The sequence below is a fragment of the Ferrovibrio sp. GW821-FHT12B10 genome, assembly GCF_058807515.1.
On sequence record NZ_JBXAQT010000003.1, the window covers coordinates 68,749 to 83,799 of the forward strand.

20 protein-coding genes and 2 tRNA genes are annotated in these 15,051 nt (G+C 63.9%); 8 read left to right on the forward strand and 14 right to left on the reverse strand.

From position 1 onward, the window contains the following. Nucleotides 1–27: 27 nt before the first annotated feature. Together AC1RRT_RS20035 and AC1RRT_RS20040 are read right to left on the reverse strand one after the other, a co-directional pair. Nucleotides 28–104, reverse strand: a tRNA-Asp gene (locus tag AC1RRT_RS20035). A 70-nt stretch (nt 105–174) separates the two neighbouring features. After that, complete coding sequence (locus tag AC1RRT_RS20040; protein WP_493015751.1) at nt 175–1,101, reverse strand: RNA polymerase factor sigma-32; 927 nt, start codon at nt 1,099–1,101, stop codon at nt 175–177. A gap of 156 nt (nt 1,102–1,257) precedes the next feature. Here AC1RRT_RS20040 and AC1RRT_RS20045 point away from each other — a divergent pair, with 156 nt between their 5' ends. The 3 genes from AC1RRT_RS20045 (at nt 1,258) to AC1RRT_RS20055 (ending at nt 4,053) form a co-directional block, all read left to right on the forward strand. Beyond that, on the forward strand, nt 1,258–1,887 hold the full coding sequence (locus AC1RRT_RS20045) for a MarR family winged helix-turn-helix transcriptional regulator (protein ID WP_493015752.1): 630 nt from the start codon (nt 1,258–1,260) through the stop codon (nt 1,885–1,887). A gap of 108 nt (nt 1,888–1,995) precedes the next feature. Then, on the forward strand, nt 1,996–2,841 hold the full coding sequence (locus AC1RRT_RS20050) for an AAA family ATPase (RefSeq protein WP_493015753.1): 846 nt from the start codon (nt 1,996–1,998) through the stop codon (nt 2,839–2,841). Nucleotides 2,842–2,859: 18 nt separating this feature from the next. Next, the gene (locus AC1RRT_RS20055; RefSeq protein ID WP_493015754.1) at nt 2,860–4,053 is read left to right on the forward strand and encodes a vWA domain-containing protein; all 1,194 of its coding nucleotides are present in this window, start codon (nt 2,860–2,862) and stop codon (nt 4,051–4,053) included. Between the two features lie 2 nt (nt 4,054–4,055). Here AC1RRT_RS20055 and AC1RRT_RS20060 read toward each other — a convergent pair whose 3' ends face one another. The 8 genes from AC1RRT_RS20060 to AC1RRT_RS20095 all read right to left on the reverse strand — a co-directional run bounded on the left by AC1RRT_RS20060 (nt 4,056) and on the right by AC1RRT_RS20095 (nt 9,488). Then, entirely contained in the window at nt 4,056–5,030 is a 975-nt protein-coding gene (locus tag AC1RRT_RS20060; RefSeq protein WP_493015755.1) for a Bug family tripartite tricarboxylate transporter substrate binding protein, read from the reverse strand. Between the two features lie 107 nt (nt 5,031–5,137). Beyond that, nucleotides 5,138–5,713 (reverse strand): hypothetical protein, encoded by a 576-nt coding sequence (locus tag AC1RRT_RS20065; protein WP_493015756.1) that lies wholly within the window; start codon nt 5,711–5,713, stop codon nt 5,138–5,140. Beyond that, on the reverse strand, nt 5,706–6,263 hold the full coding sequence (locus tag AC1RRT_RS20070) for a hypothetical protein (RefSeq protein ID WP_493015757.1): 558 nt from the start codon (nt 6,261–6,263) through the stop codon (nt 5,706–5,708). Before AC1RRT_RS20070 ends, AC1RRT_RS20065 begins: the two co-directional genes overlap by 8 nt. Nucleotides 6,264–6,381: 118 nt before the next feature. Continuing rightward, nucleotides 6,382–6,927 carry a hypothetical protein gene (locus AC1RRT_RS20075; RefSeq protein WP_493015758.1) on the reverse strand — a complete coding sequence of 182 codons (546 nt, stop codon included), beginning with the start codon at nt 6,925–6,927 and terminating at the stop codon, nt 6,382–6,384. 2 nt (nt 6,928–6,929) lie between these two features. Next, nucleotides 6,930–7,478: a beclin/Apg6 coiled-coil domain-containing protein gene (locus AC1RRT_RS20080; RefSeq protein ID WP_493015759.1), complete on the reverse strand. Its 549-nt coding sequence runs from the start codon at nt 7,476–7,478 to the stop codon at nt 6,930–6,932. A 197-nt stretch (nt 7,479–7,675) separates the two neighbouring features. Further along, nucleotides 7,676–8,158 (reverse strand): 30S ribosomal protein S9, encoded by a 483-nt coding sequence (gene rpsI, locus AC1RRT_RS20085; protein ID WP_493015760.1) that lies wholly within the window; start codon nt 8,156–8,158, stop codon nt 7,676–7,678. Between the two features lie 2 nt (nt 8,159–8,160). Further along, nucleotides 8,161–8,628, reverse strand: a complete 468-nt coding sequence (rplM, locus tag AC1RRT_RS20090) for a 50S ribosomal protein L13 (RefSeq protein WP_492981243.1) — start codon at nt 8,626–8,628, stop codon at nt 8,161–8,163. A gap of 443 nt (nt 8,629–9,071) precedes the next feature. Continuing rightward, on the reverse strand, nt 9,072–9,488 hold the full coding sequence (locus tag AC1RRT_RS20095) for a PaaI family thioesterase (RefSeq protein WP_493015761.1): 417 nt from the start codon (nt 9,486–9,488) through the stop codon (nt 9,072–9,074). 156 nt (nt 9,489–9,644) lie between these two features. Here AC1RRT_RS20095 and AC1RRT_RS20100 point away from each other — a divergent pair. Beyond that, nucleotides 9,645–9,719, forward strand: a tRNA-Asn gene (locus AC1RRT_RS20100). Between the two features lie 86 nt (nt 9,720–9,805). Here AC1RRT_RS20100 and AC1RRT_RS20105 read toward each other — a convergent pair. Both AC1RRT_RS20105 and AC1RRT_RS20110 read right to left on the reverse strand, forming a co-directional pair. Beyond that, nucleotides 9,806–10,030 (reverse strand): DUF2798 domain-containing protein, encoded by a 225-nt coding sequence (locus AC1RRT_RS20105; protein WP_493015762.1) that lies wholly within the window; start codon nt 10,028–10,030, stop codon nt 9,806–9,808. Between the two features lie 22 nt (nt 10,031–10,052). Then, nucleotides 10,053–10,538, reverse strand: a complete 486-nt coding sequence (locus AC1RRT_RS20110) for a DUF2938 domain-containing protein (protein ID WP_493015763.1) — start codon at nt 10,536–10,538, stop codon at nt 10,053–10,055. Between the two features lie 70 nt (nt 10,539–10,608). Between AC1RRT_RS20110 and AC1RRT_RS20115 the strand changes: the two genes are divergently transcribed. Next, the gene (locus tag AC1RRT_RS20115; protein ID WP_493015764.1) at nt 10,609–11,052 is read left to right on the forward strand and encodes a helix-turn-helix domain-containing protein; all 444 of its coding nucleotides are present in this window, start codon (nt 10,609–10,611) and stop codon (nt 11,050–11,052) included. 14 nt (nt 11,053–11,066) lie between these two features. On the opposite strand, the gene AC1RRT_RS20120 is transcribed toward AC1RRT_RS20115, so the two are convergent. Further along, nucleotides 11,067–11,879, reverse strand: coding sequence for an alpha/beta fold hydrolase (locus AC1RRT_RS20120; protein ID WP_493015765.1), 813 nt, complete (start codon nt 11,877–11,879; stop codon nt 11,067–11,069). Nucleotides 11,880–11,989: 110 nt separating this feature from the next. Between AC1RRT_RS20120 and AC1RRT_RS20125 the strand changes: the two genes are divergently transcribed. After that, nucleotides 11,990–12,616 carry a LysE family translocator gene (locus tag AC1RRT_RS20125; RefSeq protein WP_493015766.1) on the forward strand — a complete coding sequence of 209 codons (627 nt, stop codon included), beginning with the start codon at nt 11,990–11,992 and terminating at the stop codon, nt 12,614–12,616. Nucleotides 12,617–12,679: 63 nt separating this feature from the next. On the opposite strand, the gene AC1RRT_RS20130 is transcribed toward AC1RRT_RS20125, so the two are convergent. Next, nucleotides 12,680–13,468 carry an SDR family oxidoreductase gene (locus AC1RRT_RS20130; protein WP_493015767.1) on the reverse strand — a complete coding sequence of 263 codons (789 nt, stop codon included), beginning with the start codon at nt 13,466–13,468 and terminating at the stop codon, nt 12,680–12,682. A gap of 143 nt (nt 13,469–13,611) precedes the next feature. Here AC1RRT_RS20130 and AC1RRT_RS20135 point away from each other — a divergent pair, with 143 nt between their 5' ends. Further along, complete coding sequence (locus AC1RRT_RS20135; protein ID WP_493015768.1) at nt 13,612–14,058, forward strand: winged helix-turn-helix transcriptional regulator; 447 nt, start codon at nt 13,612–13,614, stop codon at nt 14,056–14,058. Nucleotides 14,059–14,171: 113 nt separating this feature from the next. After that, complete coding sequence (locus AC1RRT_RS20140) at nt 14,172–15,032, forward strand: LuxR family transcriptional regulator (RefSeq protein ID WP_493015769.1); 861 nt, start codon at nt 14,172–14,174, stop codon at nt 15,030–15,032. Nucleotides 15,033–15,051 lie beyond the last annotated feature (19 nt).

Consider the following 15,051-nt stretch of genomic DNA (forward strand, 5'->3'; position numbering starts at 1 on the left):
TTAGGGAGAAAGGGTGCCGGCGGGGAATGGCGAGAGTGACGGGACTTGAACCCGCGACCTCCGGCGTGACAGGCCGGCGCTCTAACCAACTGAGCTACACCCCCGCGGCAGGCGGCGGTTTACCCGTCGCCCACCCCGATGTCAAGCAGGGGGTGGGCGAATTTAGGGGTAAGCTCAGGCCGGAATGAGATTACTCAAATCCTCAAGCTTGCCGACGATCTTTTCGCCGGCCTGCTTGGCCTTGCGCTGGACTGCGCTCTGCAGCTTGCGGAAGGCCTTGGTTTCGATCTGGCGCACACGCTCCTTGGTGACGCCAAGACGGCCGCCGAGCTCTTCCAGCGTCGCCTTATCATCCTTGAGCATGCGCTCGACGATGATCAGTTGTTCACGCGGATTCAGCTCTTTCAGCGATTCCGTCAGCCAGACATGACGCTGGCCGCCGTCCATCTTGGTGGTCACGATCTCCTCGGGCGTCGGACCCGGATCAACCAGGAAATCCTGGAAGGCGTCGCCGCCCTCCTCGCCGCCCACGGTCTCATTTAGCGAGTGATCGCGTGCGGACAGGCGTTCCGCCATATGCGTGACGTCCTTGGCCGACACCTTCAGCGCCTTGGCGATTTCATCACGCGAGGCGTTGTCGAGCTGGCTCATGCTGCCGCCCGCCCGCTCCAGCTTGGCGCGCAGCCAGCGCAGGTTGAAGAACAGCGCCTTCTGGCCGGCCGAAGTGCCCGAGCGCACGATCGACCAGTTACGCAGCACGTATTCCTGGATCGACGAGCGGATCCACCAGGCGGCATAGGTCGAGAACCGCACGCCGCGCTCGGGGTCGAAGCGGTTCACGGCCAGCATCAGGCCGATGTTGCCTTCCTGGATCAGGTCGGGCATCGGCAGGCCGTAATTGCGGAAACGGGTCGAGGTCGCGACAACCAGGCGCAGGTAAGCCGTAACCAGCTTCTGCATGGCGCGCTGGTCGCCATCGTTGCGCCAGCGGCGGGCGAGGTCGAGTTCCTCTTCCTCGCTCAGGAGCGCCTTGGTCATGACGGTGGACAGATAGCGCCGGTCGGCGCCGTCCAGGGTCCGGGGGGCTGATGCGATGGCCATTTGTATGTCCTCCATCGACTTTCACCGGGTCCTGCACTAGGTTGCTGGTGCTGGCTGCCGGGCGAATGGCTATTGGTATCGGGTCGATACCAAAACACGATACGCCTCGCCCTGTTCCCCAGCAAGCTTGTAATAGCGAGTCGAAACAAAACTGTGATGCCTATCACCACGCATCTCCGTGCCGGTCCCGAAGAGGCCGGCAATGGCGCAGTCGGAACCGGAAAAGCCGCGCTGGCTCAACGGGTTATCGTATTGCTCGACCGTTTGGGGCGCCTCACCCGCGAGCTCCAGTTCGCCAATAGCCTGAACCCCGCCCAATGGGAAGCGCTGCGCTTCCTGGCCCAGGCCAACAAATATTCCCGCTCCCCCACCGCACTGGCCGAATACCTCGGCGCCACCAAGGGGACCGTCTCCCAGACCCTGATCTCGCTGGAAAGCAAGGGGCTGATCACCCGCTGCAAGAAGACCGACGACCGCCGCCAGGTCGAGCTCTGCCTGACCGAAGCCGGCCAGACCATGCTGGGCAATGACCCGATGCAGACGCTGGAGCGCGCCAGCACTGAGATCGCCGATGAACTGGGCGCGGAAATGGTCAAGGGCCTGACCCGCCTGCTGCACGACCTGCAGACCCGCCATCAAACGGTCGAGTTCGGCGTCTGCCAGGACTGCTCGCTGTTCTGCGTGAATGCGCAGGAAGCCGCCGCCGGTGTCTGCGGCAATACCGGCGACACCGTGGACCAGGTCGAGAAGACCAAGATCTGCGTCAACTACAAGACCACCAACTAGGCCCTCCCGGCCTCTCCCTGCAGTTGACGTAACGTCACGCCTTGCGCGGCGGCGACCTGCGACCTAGCGTCTTCCATCGCTATCGATAAGCCCGTGGGAAACGTCGCAATGAAGTTCACCGGTACAGAGTCTTACGTCGCCACCAACGATCTCAAGGTGGCCGTGAATGCCGCCATCACGCTTGAGCGGCCTTTGTTGGTGAAAGGTGAGCCGGGCACCGGCAAGACCGTGCTGGCCATCGAGATCGCCAAGGCGCTGAAGGCCCCCCTCCTCACCTGGCATGTGAAGTCGACCACCAAGGCGCAGCAGGGCCTGTACGAATACGACGCCGTATCGCGTCTGCGCGACAGCCAGCTCGGCGACGAGCGCGTGAAGGACATCCGCAACTACATCAAGAAGGGCAAGTTGTGGGAGGCCTTCACGGCGCCGCAGCGTCCCGTGCTGCTGATCGACGAGATCGACAAAGCCGATATCGAATTCCCCAACGACCTGCTGCTTGAGCTGGATCGCATGGAGTTCTTCGTCTACGAGACCGGCGAGACGGTGAAGGCCGTCGTGCGCCCGATCATGATCATCACCTCGAACAACGAAAAAGAACTGCCCGACGCTTTCCTGCGCCGCTGCTTCTTCCACTACATCCGCTTCCCCGAGCGCGAGACCATGGAAGAGATCATCGAGGTGCATTACCCGAGCGTGCAGAAGAACCTGGTGCGCGACGCGCTCAACGTCTTCTACGACATCCGCGAGACACCGGGCCTGAAAAAGAAGCCCTCCACCTCCGAACTGCTCGACTGGCTCAAGCTGCTGATGGCCGAGGACCTGCCGGCCGATGCACTGCGCACCAAGGAACAGGGCAAGCTGATTCCGCCGCTGGCCGGCGCGCTGCTGAAGAACGAGCAGGACGTGCATCTGTTCGAGCGCCTGGCCTTCCTGGCGCGGCGCGACCGCGGATAAGCATCAGGGAGACGCCCGATGTTCATCAACTTCTTCCTCGAACTACGCAAGGCCAAGGTGCCCGCCTCGTTGCGGGAATACCTGACCCTGATCGAGGCGATGGACAAGGGCGTACCGGAATACAAGGTCGAGGACTTCTACTACCTGGCGCGCACCGCGCTGGTGAAGGACGAGCGCAATCTCGACAAGTTCGACCGCGTTTTCGGCCAGTGCTTCAACGGGCTGTCCTTTGTCGGGGCCGGCAATGCCGGCAGCGAAGTCACGGCCGAGATTCCGGAAGAATGGCTGCGGCGTCTTGCCGAAAAGGTGCTGACCGAGGAAGAGAAAGCTCAGATCGAGGCCTTGGGCGGCTGGGACAAGCTGATGGAGACGCTGAAAAAGCGTCTCGAGGAACAGCAGGGCCGCCACCAGGGCGGCAACAAGTGGATCGGCACCGCCGGCACCTCCCCCTTCGGCGCTTATGGCTACAATCCCGAAGGCGTGCGGATTGGCCAGGACAAGTCGCGCAACCGTCGCGCCGTGAAGGTCTGGGACAAGCGCGAATACAAGAACCTCGACGACAGCGTCGAATTAGGTACCCGCAACATCAAGGTCGCCATGCGCCGCCTGCGCAAGTTCGCCCGCGAAGGCGCAGAGATGGAACTCGACCTGCCCGACACCATCAAGTCGACGGCGGCCAATGCCGGCTATCTCGACATCAAGCTGGTGCCCGAGCGCCACAACAAGGTGAAGGTGCTGCTGCTGTTCGATATCGGCGGCTCGATGGACGACCATATCCGGGTGACGGAAGAGCTGTTCTCGGCCGCGCGCGCCGAGTTCAAGCATATGGAGTTCTTCTACTTCCATAATTGCGTCTACGAGAAGCTGTGGAAGGACAACCGCCGCCGCCACAGCGAATTCCTGCCGACCCATGAGGTGCTGCGCACCTACCAGCATGACTATAAAATCATCTTCGTCGGCGACGCGACGATGAGCCCCTACGAGATCGTACAGCCCGGCGGCAGCGTCGAGCACTGGAACGAGGAAGCCGGCGCGGTGTGGCTGCAGCGCCTACTCGACACCTATCCGAAGGCGATCTGGCTCAACCCGGTGCAGGAGAAGTACTGGGACTTCACGCCCTCGGTGCAGGTGGTGCGGCAGCTGATGACCAACCGCATGTTCCCGCTGACGCTCGAAGGCCTGGAGCGCGGCATGCGCGAGCTGAACCGCTAGGCTCAGTCCGGCTGGATCTTCGCGCTCACCACTACCTTGGTCCAGCGCTCCTTCTCCTTGGCGATCAGCGTGGCGAACTGTTCCGGCGTGCCACCGGCGACCACGCCGCCATCGTCGCTGATACGCTTTTTCGCTTCATCGGTGGCCAGCGCCTTGGCCACTTCCTTCTGCAGCTTGTCGATGATCGGGCGCGGCGTGCCGGCCGGCGCCATCAGGCCGTACCACTGCGAGGTCTCGAAACCCGGATAGCCGCTTTCGGCGATCGTCGGCACGTCTGGTAATGCGGGTACTCGCACTGCAGACCCAACCGCGAGCGGCCGCAGCTTGCCGGCCTTGATCTGGCTGATGATCGGCGGAATGCCGTTGAAGGTGGCTTCCAGCTGGCCGCCCAGCAGATCGGCCAGCATCGGGCCGGTGCCGCGATACGGGATATGCACGAGATCGACGCCGGTCTGCAGCTTGAAATATTCCATGGCGAGATGCCCGGCACTGCCGTTGCCGGCCGAGCCGTAGTTCATCTTGCCCGGCTTGTCCTTCGCGGCCTTCACGAATTCGGCCAACGTCTTGATCGGCACATTGGGATTCACCGCGATCACATTCGGCACCACGGCCAGCAGCGAGATCGGCTGGAAATCCTTCACCGGATCGTAGGGCAGCTTGGCGCCATACATCGCCGGGTTGACCGCCAGCGTGCCGATATGACCAAGGATCAGGGTGTAGCCATCCGGGGCCGCGCGCTTCACCTCCTCCATGGCGATGTTGCCTCCGCCACCGCCCTTGTTTTCGACATAGACCTGCTGGCCCAGCGTGACCGACAGTTGGCTGGCGACCGAGCGCGAGATGATGTCGGACGAGCCGCCCGGCGCAAACGGCACGACGAAGCGGATGGTGCGATTGGGGTAATCCTGCTGGGCCGTGGCAGGCAGCGCGCCGGCAAGAAGAATGGCGGCAAGAACGAAGCTGGGCAGTCGGGTCATGGCATTCCTCCAGGCGGCGCCTCTCTCGGACGCTCGCCACCATGGTAGGGAAAGTCGGAAGCGGACGCCAGACAGGCGTCAGGAGCCGGGCGTCAAAAGGCCAGGCGTCAAAAAGCCACTTCGGCGGCTTCGATGGTCACGAGCGGCTGGCGGAATGGCGCTGGCTCGACGGTGAAGCCGTCGCGCGCCAGGAAACGGGCCTGCATGGTCGACACCGCGTAATCCATGTTCGGCGCCGGCACCTCGTAGAAGCGCCCTTCGATCCAGCGATGGGCCGGATGACTGAACGACCCGGCATCGGCGCCCAGATCGGCATTGCGCACCACGACGCGCCAGGTGCGGTAGCGGCGGTCGACCACATCGAGCGGCGTGGCGGTATAGCCGACCGGCAGGTCAGTCTCGCGATGCCGCTGCATCAGGCCTTCGATATCCTGCTCGGCGCGCACCACCTGGTTCTTCACCGTGGCGATCTCTTCCTGCAGGTTCTGGACGACGCGCTCGCTCTCCTCGATGTTGCGCGCCACCTCTTCCTTCAGCATCTGCAGCTCTTCCGCGCGCAGGCGTACCCGCGTCCAGGCCGCATGACTGCGCTCGCCCAGCAGCAGGATGATGGCGACCGCGATCGCGATATTGGCGCCCGCGGCCAGGATGCCGATGAACTGGTTGACCGAGGTGTCAAACATCGCCGAGCCTCAGCTTGCCGCTGAAGGGACGGATCACCAGCACCTCGGACAGCGCGCCGAAGGACTTCTTGGTGCGCAGGCGCACTGCATCCTCGGTATCGATGCCCCAGACGATCAGGCGGGCGGCGCGGCGGCCGGGGAACGGCGACACCAGCGAACCCGGGCCGCTGAACATCTCGTGCATCTCGGGGCCGATCAGCTTGACATACCAGCCGGTCTGGCGCGGCCTGGGGATGCCGATCTCGTAGACCATCATGTAGCGCTGGTCGGTGAACTCGACTTCGCGCGCCATCATGTCGCCATAGGCCGTCTGCTTTTCCGACAGGCGCAGCTCGACCTCGGCCTTTTCTTCCAGCAGGCGGTCGTATTCCAGACGGATCTCGGAAATGCGGCCGCGGCCCTGCTCCACCTCGCCGGCGATGCGGTCAAGTTCGAACCGGCCGCGCGCATAGTTCTGCACATAGCGCTCCAGCGTGTTCGCGCCGAGTGAAACGGCGAAGAACATCCCGAGCGACGGCAGCAGGGCGGCAACGATATCGACGGCGTCCATGCCGGCGGCTTTCTGACAGTTTCCCTCAGGCAAATGTCAGGCAAAGCCAGTGGCAAATCAACGAAATGTTCGCCGCGCAAGACCGCGAACCTGCCCGAATCGCAGGCAATCTGCCGCTTCAGACCTGCTCGCGCTCGCTTTCGGCCGCAGCCTCGCCCGCGTTAACCACAGTGAAGCCCCGGTGACGCGGCAGCAGCCGATCGACGGTGGAGCGCGCCTCGGTCAGGTTCGACGCGGCGACGGCATAGAGCCGGCCCTGATCCCACTGCGCCACCGGGTCGGGTTCGCGCGCATCGCCGCCAAGACCCGGATGCCGCGCGGTGAAGCGGAAGACGCGGGCATACATGTCGCGGCTTTCCAGCGGCACGATGGTGTAGCTGAACACATGCTGGGTGCTGTCGAGCTGCTGGCGCAGGGCGTCGTTCTCCTGCCTCGCCTTGTTCAGGTCGCGCTCCACATTGGTGATCGCGCTCTTCTGCTCCGCGATGGCGCTTTCGAGCTGCTCCAGGCGACGGGTCAGTTCCTGCTGGCGCTGCCGGCGGCCAAGCTTTTCGCTTTCGGCCCGGCGCAACCCCATGCGGGCGCGGTCGATGGCGATCACCGCTGCCAGCCCGGTCAGCAGCAGCGCGATCACCGCCGCCAGTATGGTGAGGATGTCATTCATGGTCAGGCTTCATGCCAGAACAGCTTGCCGGCGAATTCCCGGGTCAGGATGATCTTGCCGTCATTACCGGCCCAGTTCAGCGCCATGCTCTGTGCCTCGGCCAGGGCCATGCCCCAGACGATCAGGCGCACCCGCCGCTTGCCACCCAGCGCGGTCGCCTGTGAGGCGATGCCAGCGAACGGCATTTCGGAAGCCGGGCCCTCGATCTTGAAGTAATAGCCCGCCGACCCCGGCGTCGGGTAATTCGCCTCGGTGACGAAATTCTTGGTGCGGTCGGCGAGCTGGCGCTCCTGGTCGGCGAGGCTGGCGCGCTCCTTCTGCATCTGGCTCAGCTCCTCTTCCAGGCGCGCGCGCTCGTCGCGCAGGCGCGCGAATTCCATGCGGCTCCTGGAAAAATTGCTTTCGAGCTGGGCATTGCCGATGGCTTCGTTCGACAGATCGGAGGCGGCGAGCTGATAGACCGCAGTCTCGATATATCCGGCGAGCGCACCGACGGCCAGCAGCACCAGCATGGCCGGGACGACAAGCACAAAGGCGCTTTCAGGACTCATTGCAGTGGGCTCCTGTCTCGGCCGCATAGTGTGCAGGTTGTCGCGGCGACCACCATAACTCTCATGGGTGACACGCAGATGTGTATGCGGGACGCCGCGACATTCAAATGCAAACGAAACGCAACACAGCGGGCAAAAGAAAAGGGCCGGAGCAATGCTCCGGCCCTCGTCGTATCGCTGCCTGGGCAGCGGATCGATTAACGCTTCGAGAACTGGAAGCTGCGGCGGGCCTTCGGCTTGCCGTACTTCTTACGCTCGACGACGCGGCTGTCGCGGGTCAGGAAGCCCTGAGCCTTCAGCGCCGGACGCAGTGTCGGCTCGAAGTAGGTCAGTGCCTTGGAGATGCCGTGACGCAGCGCGCCGGCCTGGCCGGACAGACCGCCGCCGACCACGGTGGCCATGATGTCGAACTGACCGGTGCGGTTGGTGACGACCAGCGGCTGGGCGAGCAGCATGCGCAGCACGGGACGAGCGAAGTAATCGTTGCTCTCCTTGCCGTTCACGGTGAACTTGCCCGAGCCGGGCTTCAGCCAGACGCGCGCGATGGCGTTCTTGCGCTTGCCGGTCGCATAAGCGCGGCCCAGCTTGTCAACCTTGCGTTCTTCAACGACGGCCTTGCTGGCGACGGCGGCCTGCGCGTTGCCCAGGCTCAGATCGGCGAGTGTGCGGGACTCAGCCATGATTAGTCGTTCCTCTTGTTCTTCGGATTGAGCGCGGCGACGTCCAACTTGACCGGCTGCTGCGCCTCATGCGGATGGGCCGTGCCCTTGTAGACCTTGAGCTTGCCGAGCTGACGGCGAGCCAGCGGGCTCTCCTTCGGCAGCATGCGCTCAACGGCCTTCAGGATCACGCGCTCGGGGAAGCGGCCGTTGAGGCCCTCGCCGATGGTGCGGCCCTTGATGCCGCCCGGATGACCGGTGTGCCAGTAGAACACCTTCTGCGATTCCTTGCGGCCGGTGACGCGCACCTTCTCCGCATTGATGACGATGATGTTGTCACCGGTGTCGCAGTTCGGGGTGAAAATCGCTTTGTGCTTGCCGCGCAGACGCATGGCGATCAGGGAGGCAAGCCGCCCCAGCACCAGGCCGTCCGCGTCAATCAGCAGCCACTTCTTGTCCACTTCGGACTCTTTGGCAGTGAAGGTCTTCATCACGGTTCCTAACGGGTAGAGTTGCCCGACGGACAGGCCGGCGGACGGATCGGGGCGCACTATGAGGATTTTTGGCGCACTGTCAAACGGGATCAGCACGCGAAATCATGTATTTACGCAGCGGTATTATAATACCTACATGCCTATATAGATAAATCAAAGACTTACACGATTATCCAATCACTTGGCCACACTGCCCCGCTGAACCAGCGTTTCCGACCCCTTCCAGCCTTCGCCAAACCCGCTGTTTCCGCATCGCTGGCGCTCGCCCGCCGTCGCGGCGCTTCCCGCGCCTTCGCCGGGCTTCACGATGCTTCGCAAGCCTTCGTTTTGCTTCGTTTCTGGTTCCGCGGGTTTAGCCGGCGCCTGCCACAACCGCAGGGAACAATATAGGAACGCCCTGCCTCATATCAAGCCCGGGACCAAACCTGGGGCCGAACGTATCAACGCGCCGGCGGAATCGCGTAGGTCAGCACCGAGTGGGCCACCGGGCCATCCACCCCGGCCGAGGTCAGGCTGATCTCGGTGATCGCCAGGGTCTTGCCCAGCTTGAGCATGCTGGCTTCGGCGCTCAGGTCGCCCAGGCCCGGCTTGCGCAGGAAATTGATGTTGAGGTTGGTGGTGACGGCCAGCGCCACCGGCCCGATCAGGCCCAGGATCAGCAGATAGGCGGCGACATCGGCCATCGTCATCATGGTGGGGCCGGAGACCGTGTTGCCCGGGCGCAGATGCTGCTCGCCGATCGGCATGGCAACGCGGATCGTCTGGCCATCCCAGTGTTCGATTCGGATCCGCATCGGCCGCATCTGCGGGAATTCACTGTCGAGAAAGGCTTCCAGTTCGGCCTTGGTCATTTTCATGTTTTGCGGCTCCCTCTCCTCCCGCTTAGCATCTGGCGCGCAAGGGGAAAAGCAGGTTTGACGGGGCATCGGCACTGCCACGAAATTTTTGAACCGGTTGTCATCTTGGGGGCTTGCGGCGCGGGGCCTGGGTGGGTAGGTTCCGCCCCGCACTGATCCGAGGTAGCTCAGTGGTAGAGCAGGCGGCTGTTAACCGCCCGGTCGGGGGTTCGAATCCCTCCCTCGGAGCCATTCTCCAGACATCGTAGTCCTTCATCACCCGCTGCATCGTAGCGGCGACCGGACGCGCCTAGCGCGCGCCCGTCCCTCTCCGCTGGTCAGGCCCTGACCAGACGCTGCACGACCCGGCGCGCCATCGGCGCAACCACCAGTACGACCGGGAATGCGACAAGCCATGACGGCAGCCATGCGCCAATCCAGAGTCCGGCAAAACCCTCAACCGGCCCGGCCGTGCGGAGAGTGGCGATCCCCGAGACAATGAAAGACATCAGGGCCGAAAGAACAAAGCCGAATACGACGGGTGCAAATCTTGCGGGAATCATTGTTGCTGTCTCCGTGATGCAATCAGAACGCCGCGACCGCACGGGCCGCAAGATAGAGGCCGGTGCCGAACACCAGATGCGTGACCAGGCTGCGCAGACGTGCCGTGCCCGGGCTGGGTGTGCGTGACGCAGCAATCCCGAGACCGAATGCCGGTTGCAGGATCAGGAATGGCGCGATGATGGTGGCAAGGCCGGTCAATAGCGCCGGCGTCATCGTGGGCGCCTGCAGCCAGCCGTCGCCCCAGATGGCGACGAGTCCGCTGGCAAACACGATCCCGATAGCGTAATGCGCGATCCAGCCGAGCGCGGCCTCGGCCGGCACCGGTGAGGCGCGACCGATCCCGTCATGCGCAACGCGGCCTTTGGCCAGATGGCCCAGCCAGCGGCCGAGCAGACGGTAATCCAGCCCGGTAACGCCATAGACGCGCTTCAGCAGAACGGCCCAGACATCCATCGCCAGCGTCGCTCCGACGCCAACCAGGATGGTACGCAAAACAATCTCATTCATGACTTAACCTCGCTTGTTTCAGTTGGGAACTGGCCCTACCCTACAAATTCAAGTTCACTTGAGGTCAAGCATGAAAGTCCTCGATATTGCCGAAGTGGCCGCGCGTGCCGGCCTGCCCGCCTCGACGCTGCGCTTCTATGAAGAAAAAGGCCTGATCGTTTCCATCGGGCGGCGCGGGCTGCGCCGGCTGTTCGATCCAGATGTGCTGGAGCGGCTCTCACTCATCGCGCTCGGCCGTACGGCCGGTTTCAGCCTGGATGAAATCGTCGCCATGTTCGCGCCTGATGGCCGGCTGCGCATCCGCCGCGACAAACTGGCGGCGAAAGCGGATGACCTCGACCTGACGATCCGGCGCATGATGGCAATGCGCGACGGCCTGAGACACGCGGCACAATGCAGCGCGCCCAGCCATCTGGAATGTCCCACCTTCCGCCGTCTGGTCCGTATCGCCGGCGAACGCGTGGGACGCGCCGTGCAGCGAAAGAAAGCACGGCGCATCGCTCTCGCAATGTAACGATATCTGCGCCGTCAGCAGCGCGCGATGAAATCCGTCAGCAGCCGCGTGACCTCGGCCGGCCTGTCCAGACTCGGCACATGGGCACCGCCGCTCAGCGCATGATGCGCGGCCTTCGGCATCAGCGCCGCCACGTGATGGCAGCGCTCCTGGATATGCGGGAAGTCCATGTCGCCGCAGATCACCAGCGACGGCACGGCAATCTCGCCCAGACGCCGGAAAGCATCGGGCGGCAGATCGCTGTCGGTGCCGACCGGGCTGGCACGCAGCGCAATGCCGTTCATGTCGAGAAACAACTGCCGCGCCGCGCCGGTGACGCGGCCTTCCGGTTGCAGCGGGCCATCGAGCCAGAGATGCGCCTTGATCGCGTTCACCGCATCGAGATCGCCGGACGCTTCGGCCTGCTTCTGCCGCGCCATCATGTCTTTGATCGCTGGCGACAGCACCGGATCGGGTGCGCCGGTCACGGTAGGGGAAATGAGAGCGAGACCGCGCACCGCTGACGGATGTCGCAGCGTGGCGTCGACCGCGATGCGTCCGCCCTGTGAGCAGCCGACCAGGATCACCGGCGCGCCCTTCGCCGTGGCTGCGATCACCGCCATCAGGTCGTCGATGGCGGAAAAATCTTCCGGTTCCGCGCGGGTCTCGCCGAAACCGCGCCGGTCATAGGCAATCGCCATGTGACTGGCACTCAAGCTGTCCAGTTGGGCGCGCCACATGCGCCGGTCGCAGACATTGGCGTGCAGGAAGACGACGGGATCGCCGCGACCTGCGGTCTCTGCTGCCAGCATGGCACGGCCGGATGCAATCTGGTGACTGGAGTTCATGAGAACCTGTGCGGGTGAGTCCGGAATCCTGCACAGTATACCCAGCGCTGAAATTGTAGCGATACATGTCCGCGCTTGCCTGACGCCAAATATCCGGCAAGCATTGCGCCATGATCGACGATATCAATCTCCCCCTCATCCTGCTCGCGGCACTGCTCGCCACCGGCAGCCCTGGCCCTGCCACGCTCAACATCGCCGGCACGGCGATGACCTCGGGCCGGCGCTATGCCTTTGCCATGGCGTCAGGCGTCAGCACCGGTTCGCTGATGTGGTCGACGGCCGCCGCCTTCGGCCTGGGCGCCGTGATGCTGGCCAATGCCTGGGTCTTTGAAGTGATGCGCTATTTCGGCGCCGGCTACCTGATCTTCCTGGCCTTCAAGTCGGCGCGCTCGGCATTGAAGCCTGGCGATGCCGCCATCAGGGGCGCGACCTACACCTCGCTCAAGCGCGCCTATGGCAGCGGGCTGGCGCTGCACCTGACCAACCCGAAGGCAATTCTGTTCTTCGGCTCGCTCTATGCCGTGGGCGTGCCGGCGCAGGCCTCGCCGCTGACGCTGCTCGCCATCATCGCCGCCGTGGCGGTGCAGAGCACCCTGGTCTTCCACGGTTATGCAATACTGTTCTCCAGCGCGCCGGCGGTGCGCGTCTATCTGCGCCTGCGCCGCTGGTTCGAGAGCGTGTTCGCGCTGGCCTTTGGCTATGCCGGCTTCAAGATCCTGACCGCGCGCCTGCAGTAGGCCTGGACTCAACAAAGGGGCCGCCATGCTTCCGTGGCGGCCCCTCGTATTTTTCAGTCCATATCAGCCGCGGAAGACCGGCCCACCGACCGGTGAGCCATTGGTGCCGCCATCGACAAAGATCTCGGCGCCGTTGACATTCGACGCCTCGTCGGAGGCCAGGAACAGCACGGTCTTCGCGATCTCGTCTGCCTCGCCCAGGCGGCCGAGCGGGATCATGCCGCTCAGGCGCTTGTCGAGTTGGGTCATGGCTTCGGGCGTGGGCGCCGCGCCGTTCCATATCGGCGTGCGGGTCGCACCGGGCGACACCACATTCACACGGATGCCGCGCGGCGCCAGTTCAGAGGCCAGCACGCGCGACATGCCGCGCACGCCGGCCTTGCTGGCGGCATAGGCCGAGGAACCGGGCGAGCCCAACTGCGACATCACCGAACCATTCAGGATGACCGAGGCACCGTTGCTCAGATGCGGCGCGGCGGCCTGCACAGTGAAGAATACGCCGGTGATGTTGGTGCGCAGGATCTGCTCGAAGGCTTCCAGCTTGCTGCTGCCCAGCGGGGTGCTGCCCGGGATGCCCGCATTGGCGAAGACGATATCGATCTTGCCGAAAGCCTTTGCCACCTCGCCCACGGCCTTTTCGGTCGCGGCAATATCAGTGGCATCGGCCTGGATGGCGATGGCCCGCCCTTCACCATTGATGCCGCCGAGTTCCTTCAGCGCGGCATCCAGCGTGGCCTTGTTGCGCCCGGTGATGGCGACCCGCGCGCCTTCGGCGATGAAGGCCTTGGCCGTGGCCAGGCCGATGCCGCTGTTGCCGCCGGTGATCAGCGCCGTCTTGTTCTTGAGCCTCATGGTCTTCTCCAGGTCTGAATGGTTTAATAATGAAACCGCACTTGATGGATAAGCCCACTAGTCCTATAATGCAACCACTATACAGGTCGCCCCGGTGACGGCCCTCACAAAGCCTCCCGTCCGCGCCGCCATAAGGAGCCGCCATGCGCCGCACCAGCCTGCAAGACGCCGATTGCCCCATCGCCCGCACCCTCGACGTGGTGGGCGACTGGTGGTCGCTGCTGATCGTGCGCGATGCCTTGGGTGGTCCGCGCCGGTTCGGGGATTTCCAGAAAAGCCTGGGTCTGGCCAAAAACATCCTCACCACCCGCCTGCGCGGCCTGGTGGCCCAGGGCATCCTGCAGACTGCACCGGCTGCGGACGGCAGTGCCTGGAACGACTATGGGCTGACCGACAAGGGCCGTGCCCTGTTTCCCGTGCTGGTGGCCATGCGGGAATGGGGCGAGACCTACCAGTTTCCCGATGGCAATTGCCCAGTCGAACTGGTCGACCGCGAGACCGGCACCCGCGTGCGGAACCTGGAGCTGCGCGCCGCCGACGGCCGCCTGCTGCAGCCTGGCGATACCCTGCTGCGGCCCCGCCGGGTTTAAACCAATTGGCCCCCGGCTGAACCAATTCTCCACCCAAGGTTACCCAGAAGGTCTTACTGGCGCGGCGTATCTTTTATGCGGCGATTCGCTAGAATGAGACTCCACGAAAGGTAGTGGCTTTGGAACCCTCGCTTCACTTTGTCGATGAGAAGTCTGAGCGGCGCGACGACACCCGTCCGCCCGGCAGCGCGCGGCACTGGAAAGTGCTGATCGTCGACGACGAGCCCGATGTCCATTCCCTGACCAAGCTGCTGTTGCGCAATTTCAATTACCGCAAGCGCAGCCTGAATTTCCTCAGCGCCTTCTCGGCCACCGAGGCGCGCGACGTGATGCGCGACAATCCCGATATCGCGCTGGTGTTGCTGGACGTGGTGATGGAGACCGAGCATGCCGGTCTGGCGCTGGTCGATTTCATCCGTACCGACCTTAACAACAAGTCGACGCAGATCGTGATCCGCACCGGCCAGCCAGGCCAGGCGCCGCCGCTGACCGTGGTGTCGAACCACGGCATCAACGACTACAAGGAAAAGACCGAGATCACGCAGCAGAGCATGATCCTCACCGTGGTGAAGGCGCTGCGGTTGTATGAGGAATTCCTGCCCAGCTATATCGCCGCCGCCAAGTTCGCCAACCTGGCCGAGCGCGCCCGCAACGGCGCCGACGACCGCGAGCTGCTGCGCAGCCTGCGGCAGGAGCTGGATGCCGGCGACGATGCGCCGCCGCGCCCGCTGGCGACGTCGGAAGCCGATCCGCGCCTGGCCGCGCTGACCGACCGCGAACGCGAGGTGCTGAAATGGGTCAGCCAGGGCGACTCTAACAAGGCCATCGCCATCCGGCTCGGCGTGCAGGAGGTGACCGTGAAGGCGCATCTGCGCCAGATCTTCACCAAAATGCAGGTGTTCAACCGTACCCAGGCCGCCTCGCTGGCGCTGCGCCTGCTCGAGCGCGATACCGACGGCAACAGCGGCCGGTAAAGCCCCTCTCAGGGGCCTG